This window comes from Nocardia sputorum, assembly GCF_027924405.1.
GTDB classification, from domain to species: Bacteria; Actinomycetota; Actinomycetes; order Mycobacteriales; family Mycobacteriaceae; genus Nocardia; species Nocardia sputorum.
In genome coordinates this window covers 5121129-5140162 of sequence record NZ_AP026978.1, presented here as the reverse complement: position 1 = coordinate 5140162, position 19034 = coordinate 5121129, and the positions used below count along the sequence as shown (strand labels likewise).

18 protein-coding genes are annotated in these 19034 nt (G+C 68.1%); 13 read left to right on the top strand and 5 right to left on the bottom strand.

What is annotated here, in order from left to right:
- Nucleotides 1-251 precede the first annotated feature (251 nt).
- From QMG86_RS23250 to QMG86_RS23230, 5 genes are all read left to right on the top strand, one after another.
- The gene (locus tag QMG86_RS23250; protein WP_281874798.1) at nt 252-680 is read left to right on the top strand and encodes a DUF6220 domain-containing protein; all 429 of its coding nucleotides are present in this window, start codon (nt 252-254) and stop codon (nt 678-680) included.
- Complete coding sequence (locus QMG86_RS23245) at nt 677-2632, top strand: multicopper oxidase family protein (RefSeq protein ID WP_281874797.1); 1956 nt, start codon at nt 677-679, stop codon at nt 2630-2632. Before QMG86_RS23250 ends, QMG86_RS23245 begins: the two co-directional genes overlap by 4 nt.
- Nucleotides 2577-3383, top strand: coding sequence for an AraC family transcriptional regulator (locus QMG86_RS23240; RefSeq protein WP_281874796.1), 807 nt, complete (start codon nt 2577-2579; stop codon nt 3381-3383). Before QMG86_RS23245 ends, QMG86_RS23240 begins: the two co-directional genes overlap by 56 nt.
- 47 nt (nt 3384-3430) lie before the next feature.
- Complete coding sequence (locus tag QMG86_RS23235) at nt 3431-4327, top strand: sterol desaturase family protein (RefSeq protein WP_281874795.1); 897 nt, start codon at nt 3431-3433, stop codon at nt 4325-4327.
- A gap of 498 nt (nt 4328-4825) precedes the next feature.
- On the top strand, nt 4826-5143 hold the full coding sequence (locus QMG86_RS23230; RefSeq protein ID WP_281874793.1) for a hypothetical protein: 318 nt from the start codon (nt 4826-4828) through the stop codon (nt 5141-5143).
- A gap of 201 nt (nt 5144-5344) precedes the next feature.
- On the opposite strand, the gene QMG86_RS23225 is transcribed toward QMG86_RS23230, so the two are convergent.
- A complete protein-coding gene (locus QMG86_RS23225) occupies nt 5345-5569 on the bottom strand; it encodes a DUF6374 family protein (protein WP_281874792.1) in 225 nt (74 codons plus the stop codon).
- 194 nt (nt 5570-5763) lie between these two features.
- Nucleotides 5764-6201: a Dabb family protein gene (locus QMG86_RS23220; protein ID WP_281874791.1), complete on the bottom strand. Its 438-nt coding sequence runs from the start codon at nt 6199-6201 to the stop codon at nt 5764-5766.
- Between the two features lie 68 nt (nt 6202-6269).
- Between QMG86_RS23220 and QMG86_RS23215 the strand changes: the two genes are divergently transcribed.
- From QMG86_RS23215 to QMG86_RS23200, 4 genes are all read left to right on the top strand, one after another.
- Complete coding sequence (locus QMG86_RS23215; RefSeq protein ID WP_281874790.1) at nt 6270-6908, top strand: TetR/AcrR family transcriptional regulator; 639 nt, start codon at nt 6270-6272, stop codon at nt 6906-6908.
- A gap of 208 nt (nt 6909-7116) precedes the next feature.
- The gene (locus QMG86_RS23210) at nt 7117-8061 is read left to right on the top strand and encodes an ATP-binding cassette domain-containing protein (protein WP_281874789.1); all 945 of its coding nucleotides are present in this window, start codon (nt 7117-7119) and stop codon (nt 8059-8061) included.
- Nucleotides 8058-8819 (top strand): ABC transporter permease, encoded by a 762-nt coding sequence (locus QMG86_RS23205; RefSeq protein ID WP_281874788.1) that lies wholly within the window; start codon nt 8058-8060, stop codon nt 8817-8819. The genes QMG86_RS23210 and QMG86_RS23205 overlap by 4 nt, the downstream gene beginning before the upstream one ends.
- A gap of 45 nt (nt 8820-8864) precedes the next feature.
- Nucleotides 8865-9509, top strand: coding sequence for a DUF4097 family beta strand repeat-containing protein (locus QMG86_RS23200; RefSeq protein ID WP_281874786.1), 645 nt, complete (start codon nt 8865-8867; stop codon nt 9507-9509).
- A gap of 84 nt (nt 9510-9593) precedes the next feature.
- On the opposite strand, the gene QMG86_RS23195 is transcribed toward QMG86_RS23200, so the two are convergent.
- Complete coding sequence (locus QMG86_RS23195) at nt 9594-12746, bottom strand: AfsR/SARP family transcriptional regulator (RefSeq protein ID WP_281874785.1); 3153 nt, start codon at nt 12744-12746, stop codon at nt 9594-9596.
- A gap of 278 nt (nt 12747-13024) precedes the next feature.
- Here QMG86_RS23195 and QMG86_RS23190 point away from each other — a divergent pair, with 278 nt between their 5' ends.
- The 3 genes from QMG86_RS23190 to QMG86_RS23180 all read left to right on the top strand — a co-directional run bounded on the left by QMG86_RS23190 (nt 13025) and on the right by QMG86_RS23180 (nt 15297).
- On the top strand, nt 13025-13243 hold the full coding sequence (locus QMG86_RS23190) for a ferredoxin (protein ID WP_281874784.1): 219 nt from the start codon (nt 13025-13027) through the stop codon (nt 13241-13243).
- Nucleotides 13240-14466 (top strand): cytochrome P450, encoded by a 1227-nt coding sequence (locus tag QMG86_RS23185; RefSeq protein ID WP_281874783.1) that lies wholly within the window; start codon nt 13240-13242, stop codon nt 14464-14466. Before QMG86_RS23190 ends, QMG86_RS23185 begins: the two co-directional genes overlap by 4 nt.
- 372 nt (nt 14467-14838) lie before the next feature.
- Nucleotides 14839-15297, top strand: a complete 459-nt coding sequence (locus QMG86_RS23180; RefSeq protein WP_281874782.1) for an SRPBCC family protein — start codon at nt 14839-14841, stop codon at nt 15295-15297.
- 26 nt (nt 15298-15323) lie between these two features.
- Here QMG86_RS23180 and QMG86_RS23175 read toward each other — a convergent pair whose 3' ends face one another.
- Entirely contained in the window at nt 15324-17180 is a 1857-nt protein-coding gene (locus tag QMG86_RS23175) for a DNA/RNA non-specific endonuclease (protein WP_281874781.1), read from the bottom strand.
- Between the two features lie 291 nt (nt 17181-17471).
- The gene (locus tag QMG86_RS23170) at nt 17472-18446 is read right to left on the bottom strand and encodes a GlxA family transcriptional regulator (RefSeq protein ID WP_281874780.1); all 975 of its coding nucleotides are present in this window, start codon (nt 18444-18446) and stop codon (nt 17472-17474) included.
- A gap of 144 nt (nt 18447-18590) precedes the next feature.
- Between QMG86_RS23170 and QMG86_RS23165 the strand changes: the two genes are divergently transcribed.
- Nucleotides 18591-19022, top strand: coding sequence for a VOC family protein (locus QMG86_RS23165; protein ID WP_281874779.1), 432 nt, complete (start codon nt 18591-18593; stop codon nt 19020-19022).
- The last annotated feature ends 12 nt before the right edge of the window (nt 19023-19034 follow it).

Here is a 19034-nt window from a genome sequence, read left to right as displayed (position 1 = left end):
GGACGTCGACGAGGACCGAGCCGCGTGGCGGCTGTGCCGGACGAATGCGATCGCAGCCGCGGGCTGCCGCAGCTACTAGGGCTGGGTCATCCCGGTTTGGGAGACCCGCGGGCCGGTGCCTCCCCGCGCAGCGGCTCGACCGGCTACGCCGATCGGCGTACCCGACCGCGAATTCCGGACGCACGCTGACGTATTCGATGCCTCCCGTCGCCGGAAGCGGCACCGGCCCGGCGGGCGCGACGATGGGCGGCATGAGAAAAGTCTGCACCGGTCTGGCGGCACTGCTGCTGCTCGCCGTTATCGGACAGTTCTATCTGGCGGCCGTCGGCGCGTTCGACGCCGCGTCCGCCGAGGAATCGTTCCGGCCGCATCGCACCCTCGCAAACCTGATCTTACTCCTGGCGCTCGTTCTCACCGTCGCCATGGCCGTGGCCCGGATGCCGGGGCGGCTGATCGGGCTGGCGGGCCTGGTCACCGGGCAGGTTATCGGGCAGTCGGTGATCCGGGAAATCGCCCGGGCGTTCGGAACCGAATCGAGTACCGGCCCGGTCGTCTTCGGGCTGCACGCGATCAATGGGCTGCTGATCATGGGCGTGATCGCGATGATCGCGCGGGAATCACACCGGATTTCGAGGATGACTCCCGCAACGTCGGCAGCGCCCGCCCGGTCCTCGTCATGACCACGGCCACCTGGATCAACGTGGAGCACGCCGCTGCGCTGCTGGGTGTCATCACCTGGTTCGCGGCCGGCGCCGCCATGGCGGCGCGGCGGGCCGGGCTCGGGCTTGCGATGCTCACGGCGGCCCTGCTGGTGTTGGTGCTCGAGATTGCCTCCGTGGCGGTGCTGGCCAGCCGGGGGTGGTGGTTCGTCCAGGAGAAGGTACTGTTCGGGCTGCCGCTGCTTCTGCTGGCCGGACTGGTCGCCGCGATTGTCGCGGGACCACGGTTGCTGGCACAGGCCGCCGGCGCCCGGCGGCACGAAACCGTCGATACCGCAGGTATTGTCACACTGCTCACGGCCGCGTATGCCGCGTCGGCGGGTTTCGCGGTGACCTTCCTCATCGGATACCCACTCACCCCCGGCATCGTGCTGATCGCGATCGCCTTGGTGCTCGCCGCGGCACTGCTGACCACTCGAGTGCTCGTCGCCGATCCGGTCACGGCAGCGGCGGCCGATCCGGATCGGCGAGGTGGCTCGCGCCGCCGCTTCCTAAGCGCCGCCGGCGGCGTGGTGGCGGCCGGTGCCGGGGTTGGTCTGTCGCTGCGGACCCCCGAGCCGATGACCACTGGAGGTGGTCGCGGTCCGGTTCCCCGCGCAGCTGTGTCGGTGACCGAGTTGCGGGGCGCGACCACACCCGCGCCCGGTGGCGTGCGGCGCGAATACGTGCTGGTCGCACGTAAAGCCGCTGTACGCTCAGCAGCCGGACGCGATGTCGACGCGTGGACTTTCAACGGCACGGTGCCCGGCCCGCCCATCACGGCCGTGGAGGGTGATCTGATCGAGGTCGAACTGATCAATCACGACATCGCCGGCGGGGTCACTCTGCACTGGCACGGCTACGACATCGCCTGCGGGGAGGACGGAGCGGCCGGTGTCACCCAGGACCCGGTGGCGCCGGGTGCGGACTTCGTCTATCGGTTCCGCGCCGATCAGGCCGGAACATACTGGTATCACACCCATTACGCATCACACATCGGTGTCCGCCGGGGACTCTTCGGCCCGATGATCGTGCAACCTCGCGTGCGATCCGATCCCGGGCAGCTGGATCTCACGCTGACCGTGCACACAGTGGATGGAGCCGCCACGATCGCGGGTGGGCACGAGCACTTCGCGTCGCCGGGCACCGCGGTCCGATTGCGGCTGATCAACGCCAGTTCCGATCCGCATCGCTTCGCGTTGGCGGGCACCTCGTTCCGTGTTGCCGCCGTCGACGGCCGCGACCTGACGCAGCCCGGCGAGATCAGCCGTATCGGGTTGCGCGCACCCGCGGGTGGGCGCTACGACCTCGTATTCGTCATGCCGGACGCAGCTGTGGCACTGGTGCTGGACGCCGACCGCGCCCACCCTCTGTGGTTGCGGCCCACCAGCGATCGGCACGACCGCGTGCCCGTCATCGCCGGAATCGAGAAATGGCCCGAACTCGATCTGCTGACCTACGGGACCCCGGTGCCGGTTCCGTTGCGCGGCGCTGCCACCGACCGGCACTTCACCCTGGTTCTCGACCGTGGGGTCGCCATGGTCGATGGAGTGCCGACCTATGCGCACACCGTCAACGGGCGCGGACATCCCTCGATTCCGGATCAACTCGTCGCCGAGGGCGACATCGTCGGTCTCACCGTGGTGAACCGGAGCCGCGAAACCCACCCCTGGCATCTGCACGGCCATGCGGTGCTGATCCTGTCGAGAGACAGACAGCCCGCGACGGGCAGCCCGCTGTGGGTCGACACCTTCGATGTTCGCCCCGGAGAAGTCTGGGAAGTCGTGTTTCGAGCATCGAATCCGGGCATCTGGATGAATCACTGCCACAACCTGCCGCACGCACATCAGGGGATGATGCTGCACGTACGCTACGACGGTGTCACCACTCCGTTCGGCGGCATGCGGGACGCAGGCTCCCGACGCCACCATTGACGAGCGCACCGGCCCGCAGCCCTGGCGCGGCGAGGTCCTGCTGCGTCCCGGCGTGCTCGCCTTCAGCGGATCGATCGGCCCGACCGACACCCACGCCCACCACGCCGTCCAGGTGATAGTCGGGGCCGGCCCGATCACCGTTGCCGGCGACCACGCCGAGTGCACCGGTACCCACATGATCATCCCCGCCGATGCATCGCATCGCGTTCTGCGCGGCGCCCCCGCAGGTATCGCGGTGTTCCTCGATCCGGACAGCGGCGCCGGCCGTGCCGCCACGCACTGCGCCCACACCGCCGGCTGGTCCGGCGGGCCGGCGCTGTCCCCGCCCGATCAGGATGCGCCGCTGGCCGGGGCCGTCACCGAACTGATGGCAATCTTGGCACCGCACAGCACGGCCGTCTCCCACGCCGTCCGCCACCCGGCGGTGGCCTCCGCGCTGCACTGCCTGCCGGTCGTCGTCGCCTCCGGGACCATTCGCACCGCCGATCTCGCCGCTCGCGTCGGCATTTCGGCGAGCAGACTGACACATCTTTTCACCGCTCAGGTCGGGCTGCCGCTGCGCCGCTATGTGCTCTGGTTGCGGCTGATGATCGCACGGGACGCGGTGGCCGGCGGCGCGGACCTCACCACCGCCGCGCACGCCGCCGGGTTCGCCGACAGCGCCCACCTGACTCGTACCTGCCGGGAGACCTTCGGCCTGCCGCCCTCGGCGCTGAGCCGGAACATGTCCTGGCACAACGATTCGCGATAGCCGAATCGTTCAAGCCGGATGCGGTGTCGAGCCAGCACGCTCAACGTATGCACACGACCATACTGTTGGCGGCACAACGGATCACGCGGTATGCCTATGTACCGTTCATGCTGCTCGGGCTCAACGGGCTCGGTATCGCCCTCTCGGCTGCGGGCGCCCCGAAATACTGGCTTCTCGCGATCCTGGCCTCGGCGATCGCAGCCTCGTTCCTGGCCGAACGGATCATCCCGTACGAGCAGGGCTGGAACCACGACCTCGGCGACAGTCGCCGCGACCGCATCCACGCGATGGTCAACGAAACCCTGATCCTGATCAGCGTGGCCGCCATTCCGCTGCTGGCCGCGATCGTCCCGAGCGCGCGGATCTGGCCCGGTGAGCTGCCCTTCGCCGGACAGGTCCTCCTTGCCGTACTGATCGCCGACTTCGGCATCACCACGGTGCATCTGGCCAGTCACAAGATCGGGCTGCTGTGGCGATTCCACGCCGTGCACCACAGCGTCACCCGGTTCTACGGACTCAACGGCCTGATGAAACATCCCGTCCACCAGACCGTCGAGATGGCCGCCGGCGTCGCGCCGCTGATCCTGCTCGGCCTGCCCGTCGGCGTGGCCTCCGTCCTCGCCCTCGCCGTCGCGATCCAGCTGCTGCTACAGCACTCCAATGCCGACTACCGCGTCGGTCCCGCCGAATACGTCCTCGCGCTCAACGCGGGCCACCGCTTCCATCACCTCAAGTGGGCCGGTATCGGCGACGTGAACTTCGGGCTTTTCACCCTGCTCTGGGACCACCTCTACCGCACCTACTCCTACGATCCCGCCCGGCGCTTCACCTCCGAACAGCTCGGCATGGCGGCCGCACCCGATTACCCGGTTGACTACGCCCGCCAGCTGATCCACCCGTTCACCGCCGCGGGCGGCTGCGGGACGACCACCACGAACACATAGACGCGACGCTTCCGACTCCGGCGGCCGCGCAGAACGGGAGGTTCAGGGCGAGAACCGATTCCGCCAGTGTCGTCCTGCGGACACCTCCTGACTTGCCGATGCTCTTTGACCACGCCCAGCGTGCCGTGTCAGCTGTCTGGCAGCCAGCTGCCGGCGCCTGCTGCTCAGGTTGCTGCCGCCTCCTCGTCCGCGTGGGGACATCGGGGTCGGCTACCCAGTGCGGCGGGAGCATGGCGGCTGGACTGTCCGGCCTTCGCGTGGCGGGCGCCGATACAGGTGGGTAACTCCGCCGCCGCGCTTCACGCGGTCCATCCCGCTGACCATGAGGACGCCGCAATAGACTGGGCGTTGGAACGCATGGGCATGTGAATGGATCGGACACCGGGAACCCCCTCAGATTCGACGCTGAACGGGGTTTCTGGCGTTCCACGGGGGTTCGGGGTTTCGGGTTCGCCCACCCGCGGCGCTACGATCACACCGACGCTCTGAGAGGAAATGATGATCAAGTCGACGTCCTTCGCCGCTGTGCTGTCCGCGGCCGCTGCCGCTCTGCTCTTCCTGCCGGCCGCGCCCGCGCACGCCCAGTCCCTCCAATGCGCCAGGGCCATCGAGCTGATCAACGTCGCGATCGACACGAGCGGCGGCACCCTGGACGAGGCGACGGCGACAGCGCTGTCCGACAGGCTGAGCGGCCTGGCCGATCTGGCCCAGGGCGCGGAGCGGGATGCCATCACCGCTTACGCCGCCGCGCTGGTGGATGACAACGTTGCCGACCTCAACCCCTACACCGACGAGCTCAATCGCGTCTGCGCCTGACCCCGGGAACGCGCACTCTGGCGCGGTGCTCGGGGCGAGATCTCGATCGTGCCGGATGGCTGTGCCTGCCCGGCACGTCGGAGTGATCGGGCCGGTTCCGCCTGGCGGACGCTCTCGGGCTCCGCCGGGCTGATCGGCTGGCGTCGCGTTCGTTGCGCCGCTCGCCGCGATGACACCTCGCCCACGATGCCGGATCGGCGGTCAGGGGTGGCGGCGTCGGTAGTCGAGGCAGGCGCGGCCGTCGGTGGGTGGGGTGGTGGGTGGGATGGCTTCCGTGTAGGCACGCAACCCTTCGGCCAGTCTGCCGGCCATGCTCTCCAGTTGCTCGGGGCGCAGGTGCTTTCCGAAGGCGGCGGCGTCGAGCAGCTGCCTGCGAACGGCGTTGATCTGCAGCTGAGCGAACTGGGTGGGCTCGAGTTCCGGCATGCTCCGGCACCCTACCTCGAGTCGAACATATTTTCGATGCAGGCGTCGTCTGGCGAGTCGAACTTCTCGGCAGGGTTGCTCGGTTTATGCTCCGGGCGCATCGAGCCACGGCATCCCAGAACGCACCTATACCGGCGATGGCTGGCCCGGCTCCGTGGGGGCGACCCCTGCGGACCGTGGCCCGTGGGACCCTGTCAGGCGTCCTCGCCTGGAGGCGTGCTCGACGGAGCAGGCGTGGTCCCCGCGGCGGCGAACAATGCCTCCACCTCGCTGCCCCACTCCGGGTACATCTCGACCTTGCGCTTGTAGATCGCGTAGATCTTCTGGGCCAGTTCGGGATTCGGGTCGTCGGAGAATCGCACCGCGTACTGCTTGGCCAAACGCGGCAGGATGTACTCGTCACCCCCGATATGCACCGGATCGTGCATATAACGTTCCAGCGCGTCCAGATCGGGAATCGCCGTCAGATACGCATGGGTGAATCCCTCCGCCCGATCTCCGAGGTCCGGCCCGACGGTCGAGAACACCGCCGACTCGACCGACGCGGTGCGTCGCATGGCGGCGAGCACCTGTTCCTGCTCCTGCTCTGTGACGCCGGGCTTGAAGCTGAACCGCAGCAGATTGATAATCATCGCACCCTCCATATTGCACTAGTGAGTGCATATTAAAGCACTGATGAGTGCATCGCTAGGGTTGTCTCGTGCCCCCACCGAAGCCGGAGCGCCCGACCGGGCGGATCGACAAGCGGCAGGCGATCCTGGACGCCGCATTCACCCTCTTCTCCAGAGACGGCTACCACCAGGCAGGCGTCGATACCATCGCCGTGCAGGCCCGGGTCGCCAAGCACACGATCTACAACCACTTCGGAGACAAGGAGACCCTGTTCCGCGCAGTGATCGCCGACCTGTCCGAGCAAGCACTGACCCGCAACCTCGCCGCGGTCGAAATCTTGGACCGAAGCGGCGATCTCGCCACGCTGCTGACCGAGAGCGGGCTCAGGCTCGCCGAGTGCTACTGCGACGAACGCTCCGTGGCGCTGCGACGACTGCTGCACGCGAACATGCCGAACATGCCGGACCTGCTCGATATCGTCAAAGACACAGCCTCCGATCGAGTCGACGACGCATTGTCCGCGCGACTGGCCAAACTCGCCCTCGCCGGCAAGCTGAACATCGTCGGAGACCCTGCCATCGCTGCCGAACACCTCGCCGCTCTGCTCGCCGCGCCGCTCGAAGCCCGCACACGCATGGGGACACGAAGAATATCCGAATCCGAGCTGCGCGAAGTCACCCGGAACGCGGTCGCGACATTCCTCCGAGCCTTCGGTGGCAACGCGTAGCAGACCAATCGCACCTGCCCCAACGCCACGTGATCGGCATGCGGGCGCTCTCAGGTGATCTCGCCAGGCGTGGCATCAACCATGTGACCAAGCCGGATTCTGCCGAGATCCTGACTCGGGACAGCCGGTTCGTCGGGCGGACACCGTGTCAGTGGACGTGTCAGGCCGGTGTCAGGCCGGTATCAGCCGGGTTGGCGACAGTGCTCGTGTGAACAACACAGCAATTGCAGCTTCCGGGCTGCGGAAGGCATACGGGGACAAGACGATCCTCGATGGCATTGATTTGAATATCGGTGCCGGGACGATTTTCGCTTTGCTCGGTCCGAATGGGGCGGGTAAGACGACGACGGTGAACGTGCTGACCACGCTGCTGAAGGTGGATGGCGGCACGGCACGTGTCGCGGGGCACGATATCGCGACCGAAGCCGACGCGGTACGCGCGGCGATCGGGGTCACCGGTCAGTTCGCGGCGGTGGACGACCTGCTGACGGGGGAAGAGAACCTGAGGCTGATGGCGGATCTGCATCATCTGCGGGCCGACGAGAGCAAGCGGGTGATCGCCGAATTGCTGGAACGGTTCGATCTGGTCGACTCGGCGCGGAAGCAGGCGTCGTCCTATTCCGGGGGCATGCGCCGGAAATTGGACCTGGCGATGACACTGGTCACCAAACCGGAGATCGTTTTCCTGGACGAGCCGACCACCGGACTGGATCCGCGCAGCCGCCGCACCATGTGGGAAATCGTCCGGGAACTGACGGCCGGCGGGGTGACGATCTTCCTCACCACCCAGTACCTCGAGGAAGCCGACCAGCTGGCCGACCGGATCGCGGTGCTCGACCAGGGCCGCATCGTGGGCGAAGGCGCTCCCGACGACCTCAAGCGCCGAGTGCCCGGCAGCCACATCCGGCTCCGGTTCGTCACCGTCACGGAACTGGACGCGGCGGCGCGCATTCTGCCCGCCGCCACCCGCGACGACGAGGCCCTGACCTTGCGGGTCCCGGGCGACGGCGGGACGAAATCGCTGCGGGACCTGCTGAATCGGCTCGCCGAGCACTCGGTGGACGCCGACGAGGTGTCCGTCCACACACCTGACCTCGACGATGTCTTCTTCGCCCTGACCGGTCACGCCACCACGGAGGCTGTCGCATCATGAGCACCATTTCCGCACCGCTGGCCGATTCGTCGATCATGCTGCGGCGCAACTTCAAGCACATCGCCCGGACGCCGGTCACGATCTTCAACGCGGCGCTGATGCCGGTCGTGATGATGCTGATCTTCGTGTACGTCTTCGGCAACGCGTTCGATGTGGGCGAGCGGTACATCGATTACGCCACGCCGGGCATGATCCTGCTGGCCATCAGCTACGGGTTGTCGGGCACCGCGGTATCGGTGAGCTCCGACATGGCGAAGGGCGTCATCAACCGGTTCAAGGTCATGAGCGTCTCCCGGGGCGCGGTACTGACCGGCCACGTCGCGGCCACCGTACTGACCAACGTGGTGGCCGTCGCGGCCGTGCTCGGTGTGGCCTTCGCGCTGGGGTTCCGGTCGCCCGCGACCGCGCTCGACTGGCTCGGCGCGATCGGCGTCATAGCGGCGACCTCGTTCGCGGCCGCCTGGCTCACGGTCGCGCTGGGCATGGCCGCGAAGACCCCGGAATCCGCGGGTATGACCGTGGTGCCGCTGATCATGCTGCCGTTCGTGAGCAGTGCGATCGTGCCCGCCGACCAGATGGGTCCGGGCATCCGGCAATTCGCGCAGTATCAGCCCTTCACGCCGATCATCGAAGCCTTGCGTGGGTTTCTCGGTGGCCACCCGTCCGGCGGCTACACGGCCGCCGCGCTCGCCTGGTGCGCCGGATTCGCCCTGGTCGGATACCTGTGGTCGAGAGCCACCTTCGACAAGCGCGTGTAGTTACGCGATCACCCCGTATCGAAACCATTTCCGAAGGAGACAGCCATGCCCACGTTCGAGACACCGGACCCGATCGCCGTCACCGTCGACGTGCTCTCCGGCAGCGTCACCGTGATCGCCTCGGACCGTAGCGACACCGTCGTCGAGGTCCGGCCGGCCGATGCGTCCAAGAAGGGCGACGTGCGCGCCGCCGAGCAAACCCAGGTCGATTTCGGCGCGGGCGCGCTGACCGTGAAAACGCCGAAGGACTGGCGCACCTACACCCCGTTCGGCGGCAACCCGTCGATCGAGGTGACCATCGAGGTGCCCACCGGCTCGCGGCTGAAGGGCACCGCCGCCGTGGGCCGGTTGCTGGGCGCGGGCGAACTCGGCGAGTGCGATCTGCAGATGTCCGCCGGGGACATCGCCGTGGAGCGCCCGCGCGGCTCGGTGACCGCGAAAACCGCCAAAGGCGACATCCACATCGGCGAAGCGTCACGCGGCGTGCTCCGGCTGGAGACATCCATGGGCGAACTGCGGGTCGGAATCAGCCAGGGCAGCGCGGCATGGCTGGAGACCAACGCCCAGCACGGCACCGTGCAGAACGAGATGCAACCGGTCGGACGATCGGCGGACACCGAGGACGTCGTGCGGGTCTACGCGCGAAACTCCTACGGCAACATCATCATTCGGCACGCCACCGCCGCCTAGCCCACCCAGCCGCTCCACACGCCCTACGGCGGCGCGACACCAGGTCGGCGCCCTATACCAGAGTGTGGCCGGTTTCCGCCACGATCAAGAACGGAGTGTGGTCTCGACCAGTTCACGCCAGCTCGCCTGCGCACCTTCCCTCGTCGCCTCGGTGAATCTCGCTTCACCGAGGCGACGTCGTGCTGTCTGCTCGATCCGGCCCACATCCGGCTGGGATCGATCGGGCAGTCCGCGCACTCGGGCACTCGCCGCGAGCAGGCGCGCGGCCTGCTCGTCCTGGTCGTCGCGCAGCGCCAGGTCCGCGACCCCGATGAGCACCTGGGCGACCAGGGGCGAGTACCCCGTGGCGGATGCCGCCCGGAAGGCCGCGGCCCGTTGTTCGCGGGCATCATCGAGATCGTCCGCGAGGTAGCCGAGCAGGTCGTGGGTTACCGCCTGAATGTAACTTTGCTCCGCATCACCGCCGAGCAGGGTTGTCGCGAGGTCGATCTGCCGGTACGCCTGCTCGGTGTCGCCGCTCCACCGGGCCAGCTCCGCTTTGGTCAGGGCGAGGGTGGCCAGTGCGTTCGGCCAGGCGGACCGATCCGCGTACCGCTGCGCCTCGGCCATGGCGGCCGCGCTCGCTTCGGCATCACCGAGCAGCCAGTACAGCTGGGCCTGCCGCGCCCGGATCAGGAAGACGTCCTCGATCGCGCCGACCTCCGTGACCACCCCGATCGCCTGGTCGAGATGCTCGCACGCGCCGGCGAACGCACCGCGCATGGCGATTCGATTCGCCACTTCGGTGAGCGCGAACGAAATCCCCCAGCGCTCGCCGATCGCCCGGAACTCGGCGAGCGCCGTCTCGAGATACTCGTCCGCCTCCCGTCCCTCTTGGCCGAGCGCGATCCGCGCCTTGCCCAGTTGGAGCCGGGCCAGCGCCCGCACCCAAGGGTCGTCGTCGCCGAGTAGCGGCTCGAAGGCGGGCAGCAACGCCTCGGGACCCTCCAGCATGCGTTCCATCGCGACTACGAAGCCCAGCAGGGGGTACCGGCTTTCACTGCGCCGGCTCACGCGGTACGCCTTGTGGATCCATTCCGCTACTTGCTGTTCGTCGTTCGGCCCTGAGACCAGGAAATGCACGACCAGCCCATACACCCTGGCCCGGATCTCGTCGTCCACCTCGCCGGGCAGGTCGGCGGCCGCGGTGATCAGTTCCATGCCCTCGGCCTTGTGCCCGCTGAGCCACCAGTACCAGCCCGCGGCCGCCGCCAGCCGCGTCGCCCCGGTCGCGTCGCCGGCCGCGAGGGCGCCACGCATCGCGACAGCGATGTTGTCGTGCTCGGCCTCGAGCGTGGCGAGCCACTCCAGCTGGTCGGCGCGGCGCAGGCGCGGTTCCGCGGCGTCGGCGAGTTCGGTGAAGTACGCGAGATGCGCGCGGCGCGCGTGCTCGGATTCCCCCGCTTCCACGAGCCGGTCCAGGGCGTACTGCTTGATCGTGTCGAGCATCCGGAAGCGCGGCCCGCTGTCCCCTGCGGTGAGCAGCAGCGATTTCTCGGTCAGCGCGGTCAGCAGCTCGAGCACCTCCCACTGCTCTACCGCCGCGTTCTTTCCGTCCCCTTCGGGTCCGCTCCCCGCGCAGACCCGCTCGGCCGCGTCCAGGCTCGCGCCGCCGGAGAACACCGCGAGCCTGCGCAGGACCATCCGTTCGGCATCGGTGAGCAGCTCCCAGCTCCAGTCGACGACCGCCCGCAACGTCCGGTGCTGCGGGATCGCGGTACGGCTGCCGCCGGTCAGCAAGCGGAATCGATCGTCGAGGCGGTTGGCGAGCTGATCGAGGGACATGGTGCGCAGCCTGGCCGCGGCCAGCTCGATCGCCAGCGGGATCCCGTCGAGCGCCCGGCAGACGCGCGCCATGGTCGACAGCGTGCGGGCATCGGCCGCGAGATCCTTGCGCACCGCGCCGGCCCGGTCCCGCAACAGCTGCACCGCCGGAGAGGACTCGATGGCACCGGGGTCCGCGTCCTCGGCGGGCAACGCCAGTGGCTCGACCTGCCATAACGCCTCACCAGTGATGCCGAGCGGTTCCCTGCTCGTCGCGAGGATCCGCAGCCGCCGACATTCCCCGAGCACCCGGTGGGCGAACGCCGCGGCGGACTCGATCACGTGCTCGCAGTTGTCCAGGACCAGCAGGGTTTCGCGCTCGCGGATCGCCGCGACGAGCCGGTCCATCGGTTCGGCGTTCGGCGCGCCGCCGAGCAGCGCGTCGCGGAGGCCGAGCGCGGCGAGCGCCGATTGCGCCACGTCGCCACTCGCGCCGACCGACGCCAGTTCCACCAGCCAGGCCCCGTCCGGGAGGTCGTCGAGCATGGTGCGCGCAGTTTCCAGGGCCAGCCTGGTCTTCCCCGAGCCACCGGGCCCGGTCAGCGTGGTGAGCCGATGGTTCGCGATGAGTTCGCGCACGGCGGCGATGTCGGCGTATTTGCCGACGTATCTGGTCAACTCGGCCCGCAGGTTCGTCTTCGGGTCGGTGTTCTCCGCTCGCACTTCGCCGCGCAGCAGCGCGACGTGCAGAGCGGAGAGTTCCGGGGAGGGATCCACGCCCAGCGTGTCGGCGAGTGCCTCCCGCGCGCGCTGGTACGCGACCAGCGCTTCGGCGCCACGACCTGCGGCGGCGAGCGCACGCATCAGCGCGGCGACGAGCCGTTCCCGCAGCGGATGCCGGGCCACCAGTTCGGTCAGCTCGGCGACCAGCTCCGTGCCCCGGCCGAGGCGGATCTCCGCCTCGTACAGATCTTCCATGGCGGCCAGGCGCAGCCCGTCGAGCCGGGTGACCACCGCGTCGAACGCTGCGCTGTCGGACATACCGACGTCCTGCATCGGCGCACCGCGCCACAGGTCGAGCGCTTCGCGCAGCAGCTGGGCGCGATGCGCGTCGCCGCCGCCGCGGGCCTGGTCGAGAAGCTGCTGGAAGCGCACGGCGTCGACGGCGCGGGGTTGCACCGCCAGCCGGTATCCGCCCGCCTGTCCGTCGAGCGACCCCTCCGGCAGCACCCTGCGCAGGCGGGAGACCAGTGCCTGCAGGGCGTTCGCCGTGTCGGAGGGTGGCTGCTCGCCCCAAATCCAATCGACCAGCGTCGTTTTCGGGACCGCGCGACCGGGCTCGAGCGCGAGGGCGATCAACAGCGCCCGCAACCGAGCGCCTGGCACCTCGATCGATCCGCCGTCATCTAGCCGGATCTCGAGCGGTCCAAGCATCCCGATCTGCACCGGACCCATTCTGCCGTGCACGATCGGCGGTCAGCGGCGCCACCCGTCCCCCGGATGGCGACCGCTCCGACGGGCACGTGTCAGGTCGGTGTCAGGCCGGTATCAGCCCGGCTGGCGACAGTGTTCGTGTGAATAGTTCAGCAATCGCTTCTGGGCGGCGAAAGACCTACGGGGACAGGACGATCCTCGACGGCAGCGCGCTGCACACGGACACATTCGGCTGCGACGCGCGTTCCCTCCCGATCATCTGGGCGGAGGGGTAACCGGTGGAACTCAGGGTGGACCGGGAGCGCTGCGTCGGCGCCGGTATGTGCGTACTGACCGCCCCCGGAGTATTCGACCAGGACTCCGAGGACGGCCGGGTGGTGCCGCTGGACCCCGCACCCGCGCCCGAGCGGGAGCCTGCGGTCCGTGCGGCCGCCGAGGTGTGCCCGTCCGGCGCGATCACCATCGTCGAACAATCGCCACGAGAGGAAAACCGATGAGTCAGGCAGTTCCGATCCCGCACGGCCTCCCCCTGGAGCGCGACGCGGGTCCGTTCGACCCGCCCCGCGAGATCACCCGGCTGCGCGAGGTTCGCCCGGTCAGTCCCATGCTCTTCCCCGACGGTCACGAGGGCTGGCTGGTCACCGGCTACGACGCGGTCCGCAGGCTCATGGCCGACACCCGGTTCAGCTCCCGCCAGGACATCGGCATCGTCCACGTGCCGTACGAGACCCCCGGCATGCCCGTCGCCACCGAACCGTCCCCGCAGACGCCCGGCTTGTTCATCGCCATGGACCCGCCCGACCACACCCGGCTGCGGCGCAAGCTCACCGGCGCCTTCACCGTCAAGCGCATGAAGCAGCTCGAAGAGCACATCATCGAGATCACCGAGCGGCAACTGGACGAGATGGGGCGCCTGGCCCCGCCGGTCGACCTGGTCGAGGCGTTCGCGCTGCCGGTGCCCTCGTTGGTGATCTGCGAACTGCTCGGGGTTCCCTACGCGGACCGGGCCACCTTCCAGGTCAACACCGCCAAGTTCTTGGTCAAGGACCAGTCGCTCGACGAGAAGATGGCCGCGTACGGCGCGATGACCACGTACTTGGCGCAACTGGTCACGGCCAAACGCGCCGAACCCGGCGAGGACATCCTCTCCGACCTGGCTCGGCACGACGACCTCACCATCGAGGAGCTGACCGGCATCGCCTTCCTGCTGCTGCTCGCGGGCCACGAGACCACCGCCAACATGCTCGCGCTGGCCACCTTCGCGCTCCTGGAGCATCCCGAGCAGCTGGCCGAACTGCGCGCCGACCCGGAGCTGATCCCCGACGCCGTCGAGGAACTCATGCGCTACCTGTCCGTGGCCGACATCTTCTACCGCTACGCCACGGACGACATCGAACTCGGCGGTGAAACGATCGGCAAGGGGTCGACCGTCGTCGTCTCGTTGCTGGCCGCCAACCGCGACCCCCAGCGCTTCGACAACCCCGACACCCTGGACGTCCATCGCAAGGCCCGCGGTCACCTGTCCTTCGGCCACGGCGTCCACCAGTGCCTCGGCCAGCAACTGGCCCGCATCGAGATGCGCGCCGGTTTCGCCGGACTGCTGCGCCGCTTCCCGTCCCTCGAGCTCGCCATCCCCGCCGGCGAGGTGCGGCTCAGGACCGACATGAATATCTATGGCGTCCACGAATTGCCGGTCACCTGGACGGAATCGGGCGGGTAAAAGCTTTGCCCGATGTCGCCGGGCAGGTGCCGAGTGGGTTGTGAGCCGGCGAATCGGCAGGGAGACCTTGCCGGACCTGCCCGCTCGGCACTCCCGCGGCGTATTCCCGGCTATCGCCGAACGGCCGTCGCGGTGATCGGCATATCGCTGCCGCGATGGCGGCGGCGAAAGTCTGTGATCCTACTTTGATACTCGCCGGTAACTATTCTGCCTACCAATAGCCTGCGGGTAGCTGACTACCTATTTTCAACTCTGGGGAGCTTCTGACATCGGCATTCGCGCATAGCCGATGATTGCGGCGTAAGAGTGGGTTGACGGATGCGAAGCGTCCCGGGCAGAATCGGCCGGGTCGGAACCGGGGGTGGAGGAGTTATGCGCGTTAAAACGGATATACATTTCACCGTCGCCGTCGATCCCGCCCAGGTCTTCGATGCGGTCGCCGCGATCGAAATGCTCCCCGAATGGTCGACGTATTCGGATGCGCGCGTGGCCACCCGAGACGAATCCGGGCGTCCGCAACGGGTTTACGTGACCGCCGAGACGCTGCTGGGCCGGTCGGACCTGCAAGTGCTCGAATACGACTGGGTCGATGACCGAGTGTCCTGGCAGGTCATGGACAGCTGTGTCGGCCTCGGCGGCGGCGGGTGGTTCGAAGTGTCCGCCGATCGCGCGGGATCGCAGGTCTGGTATCACACCGAACTGCACTCCTCCCTGCTGTTGCCGGGACTTCTCCTCAAGCGCAGTGTCCGCCGCGAGAGCGAAACCGTCGTGCAGAACTTCATCGAATTCGCCGAAGGATTCACCGCGCCACCGCAATCCCGCGCGGTATAGCGGTCACGGATCGAACCGGTCCGGGCTCACCACTGGATGTCCGCGACCGTGTTCAACGGGGCGGCGACTTCTTCCGGCGCCAATTGCAGATCCGCGTCTCGCAGTGCTTGCGGAAAATGGAAGCGGGCGCGCTGCTCGATCTCGGTCAACGGGACCTGGAAGACGCGGAACTCGTCGAGATCGAGGGCCTCCAGCTGATCCAGGTTCTGGCTCAGCAGGAAGCCGCGGGCTTTCAGTTCGCCGTTGTCCTCGAACGCGATGACCTTCCAGAACTCGCGCGGGATCCGGACCTGCCGGAATTCCCGGTCGTCCGCGGTGAAGACCGGGCCGCCGAACGCGCTGACCTTGAGGTCGTCGACGGTGGCGTCGGCGAAGACGGCATCCTCGAGCCGTCCCCAGAGCCCGTCGCGCATGCTCTGGTTGAAGTCGTCCATCTGCGGGGTGATGTTGGTGTAGAAGAACGAGTCCCGGTTGGCATTCGCCGCTTCGGGCATGCTGCCCCAGAGCAGATCCGCCCGGCGCGCGAGGTGGCCGCGATCGAGCCGGTTGTCGCGATACAGCTCGTTGCCGACCTGGACGTCCGCGTCGAGCCGCGGATCCTTGACGAAGTCGATCTTCTTCCGCGAGAGCTTCTTCATCGAGGCTCCGTCGATGTTCCAGGCCACCCAGATGGCGAAGCGGCGCGAGCGGCGCATCGCGAGGGAGAAGTGCGTGTAGTGCAGGACGTCCGCGCCGTCGAGCGCGGTCGCCACGTCGGGGCGGACCTCGGCGTCCACCTCGGGCAGCGGAATCGGCGACGCGAGGAAATGCGGATCGTATCCGGCGACGACCGCGACCTCTTCCGGGGCGGGCGGGGTCAACGTGATGCCGAGCTTCTCGAACACCGATTGCGGCAGGCAGGCCAGCGCGTGCTCGTCGGTGTCCGAGCCCGTTTCCCCGGCGAAATGCAGTCCGGCCAGGACGGTGCTCGTGGCGCCGTCGGGTAGCGTGAACAACCACGCCGATCCGGAATCGCCGCCGCTGCTGATCTCGCCGTCGGACGGCGGATGGCCGGGGTCCGGTCCGATCTCGAAGCCGCCGATGCTCTTGCTGCCCACCCCGCGGTAGTCGATCTTGGCGACCACGTCGACGCGCCGCACGATGCCGTGGGTGACCGCCGTGGTCCGGCCGCTCTTGATCACTGTGTCACCCAGTTCGGGGTCCCCGAGGCGTTCCGGGACGACGCCGAGCCCGCTGACTTCGCCGCTGAATTGCCGGTTCTCGATGACGGCGACGGCGCAGTCGCCCGCCGTGCCGAGATGGGACCGGACGAGTTTGCCGAGCCGATTGCGGTCGATGCGATTGTCGTCGCGCGGCCCCGGCTGCACGACGTCGTCGCCGAGCCTGCCCGCCGAGGTGTGCAGGACGTGCCAATTGCTCAATACGTACGGCGTCCCGTCATCCCGGTCGTAGACCACGCAACCGATCGTTCCGGCTGTGCTGGCAGGGTGGGCGACGCTGATTCCGGGAACGATCGGATCCAGGCGCGTCTTTCGCTCCGGCGCCACCGCTTCGGCGACCAGCCGGAAGGCCGGCTCGAATTTGCGCTGCAGGACATCGGTCGGCACCTCGATCCCGTCGACGGTGACGGTCTCCGGAATCGTCGATGTGCCAAGTGCTTCGAGTTCCTCCGGTTCGGACACCTTCTCGTTCACGGTGAACTGCACCGCGATCTCACCGGTCGGCTTTCCGTCGACTTGCTTGTAGCCGACGCCGATCGAGGAGATATTGGGATCTTCGAGGAAATTCTCGCCCTTGGTGCGGATGAATTTGCGCAGTGCGGTGCGAAGATCGTCTTTCCGGGCGTGCGTCCGGCGGGCGGGTGAGTTCTTTTTCGCAGGCATGGGTGACTCCGTGTTCGAGGTTCGCTGGGGTGGACGTCGTCGTCGCACCTGCTTTCGCCATCGTCGGGCCACGGAGTCGTCCGCACACGAGTAGCGAACTACTCGAAAAGGAGGTATGGCGTTGATCCGCTGTCGCCCTCAGCGACGTTCGGCGAGAGCTGTCGCCGTCGCCGCAGGATGCGCCGCCGGGAAGAGCAGGACCGGCTAGGCGCGGTGATCGACCAGCGCCCGAAACGGCCCATGACGGCGTACGGCGCCTCGGCCCCGGGTGCCGCGAGGGCGATCGGGGACTCAGTACGACAGGCGCGTCATGCGGATTTCGGAGATGGACATGCCGCGTCGGCGGCGGAACAGACCGCGCAGGGTTCCGGCGTTGAGATAGCCCACCTTGGCGGCCACCGCGTCCACCGTGAGCGACGTGGTGCGCAGCAGGTGCACGGCGCGTTCCAGGCGGATGTCGTGCACGAATTCGGTGGGGGACATGCCCAGTTCGGCGTGTGTGGCCCGCTGCAGGCTGCGTTCGGTGACGCCGATGGCGCGGGCGGCGTGGGCGATCCGGAAATTCTCGCCGAGGTGCGCGCGGACCCAGCGTTCGAAGGCGGCGGTCACGGAATCGCCGCGGGCGATGATCTCGGGAACGATGAACTCGCGTTGCGGTCGTCCCGCGCCGACCGCGAGGTAGCGCATGGCGCGCTCGGCCAGCGCCGGGCTCTTGGCCGCGATCAGTGACAGGGCCAGGTCCATGTGCGACAGCGCCGCGCCCGCGGTGCTGACGCCACGGCCGCGGCACAGTGTCCGGCCCTCGTCGAGGTCGACACGGGGATAACGGCGCCGGAAACTGGGGCCCAGCCACCAGCTCGTGGTCGCGGGGGAACCGTCCAGCACGCCCGCCTCGGCCAGGAAGAACGTTCCGGTGCACGCGCCGGCGAGATGAGCTCCCCGATCGCGGGCCGCGATCAGCCGGTCGAGGACGGGACGGCTGGCCGGGGCGGAGACGAGGTCGACCAGCGCCGCGGCCTCCAGGACGTTCACCGCGGGCACGATCATCAGCTCGAAGTCGTCGCCGAGCTCGTCGAGCGGGATGGTCGGCACGGTGTTGCCGTGGCCCGACCGCACCGTGGCGCCGAACGACGCGCTGCGCACCCGCCACGGCTCCGGTGAGCCGGGGAGTTCGGCGCGCACGGCATTGGCGGTGTTGAAGGTCTCGAGCAGGGCGGCGTAACCGAAGTCGGCCACGCCGTCCACGACGAAGACGACGACGTCCATGTCGGAAACGGTACCGAAGATGTCGTTCACGACACTCGGTTCCGGCGCGATTGTGTCCTACCGTCATCGCCAGACGGCTCGCCACCGGCAGCACCGCCCGGCGAGCCGATCGAGCCCGCCGTACCTTGTCTGCTGGGAGTTCATGTGACCTTGATCGAAACGACCGGAACCCACCACATCCGGTTGACGGTGACCGACATCGCTCGGTCCCGTGCCTTCTACCGAGACGTGCTCGGTTTCCCGATCGCCGCCGAGTCGCCTGGCAGCCCGGACGATCCGGCGGTGCGGTCCGATCCGATGCGGCTGTTCGGTGGCGTGGTGTTCCAGGCCAACGGCATGCTGCTGGGCCTGCGGCCGGTGGCCGCCCCGACCGACCGATTCGATTCGGAACGGGTGGGCCTTGACCATCTCAGCTTCACCGTTCCCACGCGGGACGATCTGGTGGCCGCGGCCGCTCGCCTGTCCGAGGCCGGCATCGAACACGGCGAGATCACCGAAATGGCCGATTTCGGGATCGCGATCCTGTCGTTCTCCGACCCCGACGGCATCCATCTCGAACTGACTGCGCCCCTGTGAGTTTGCGCGCGC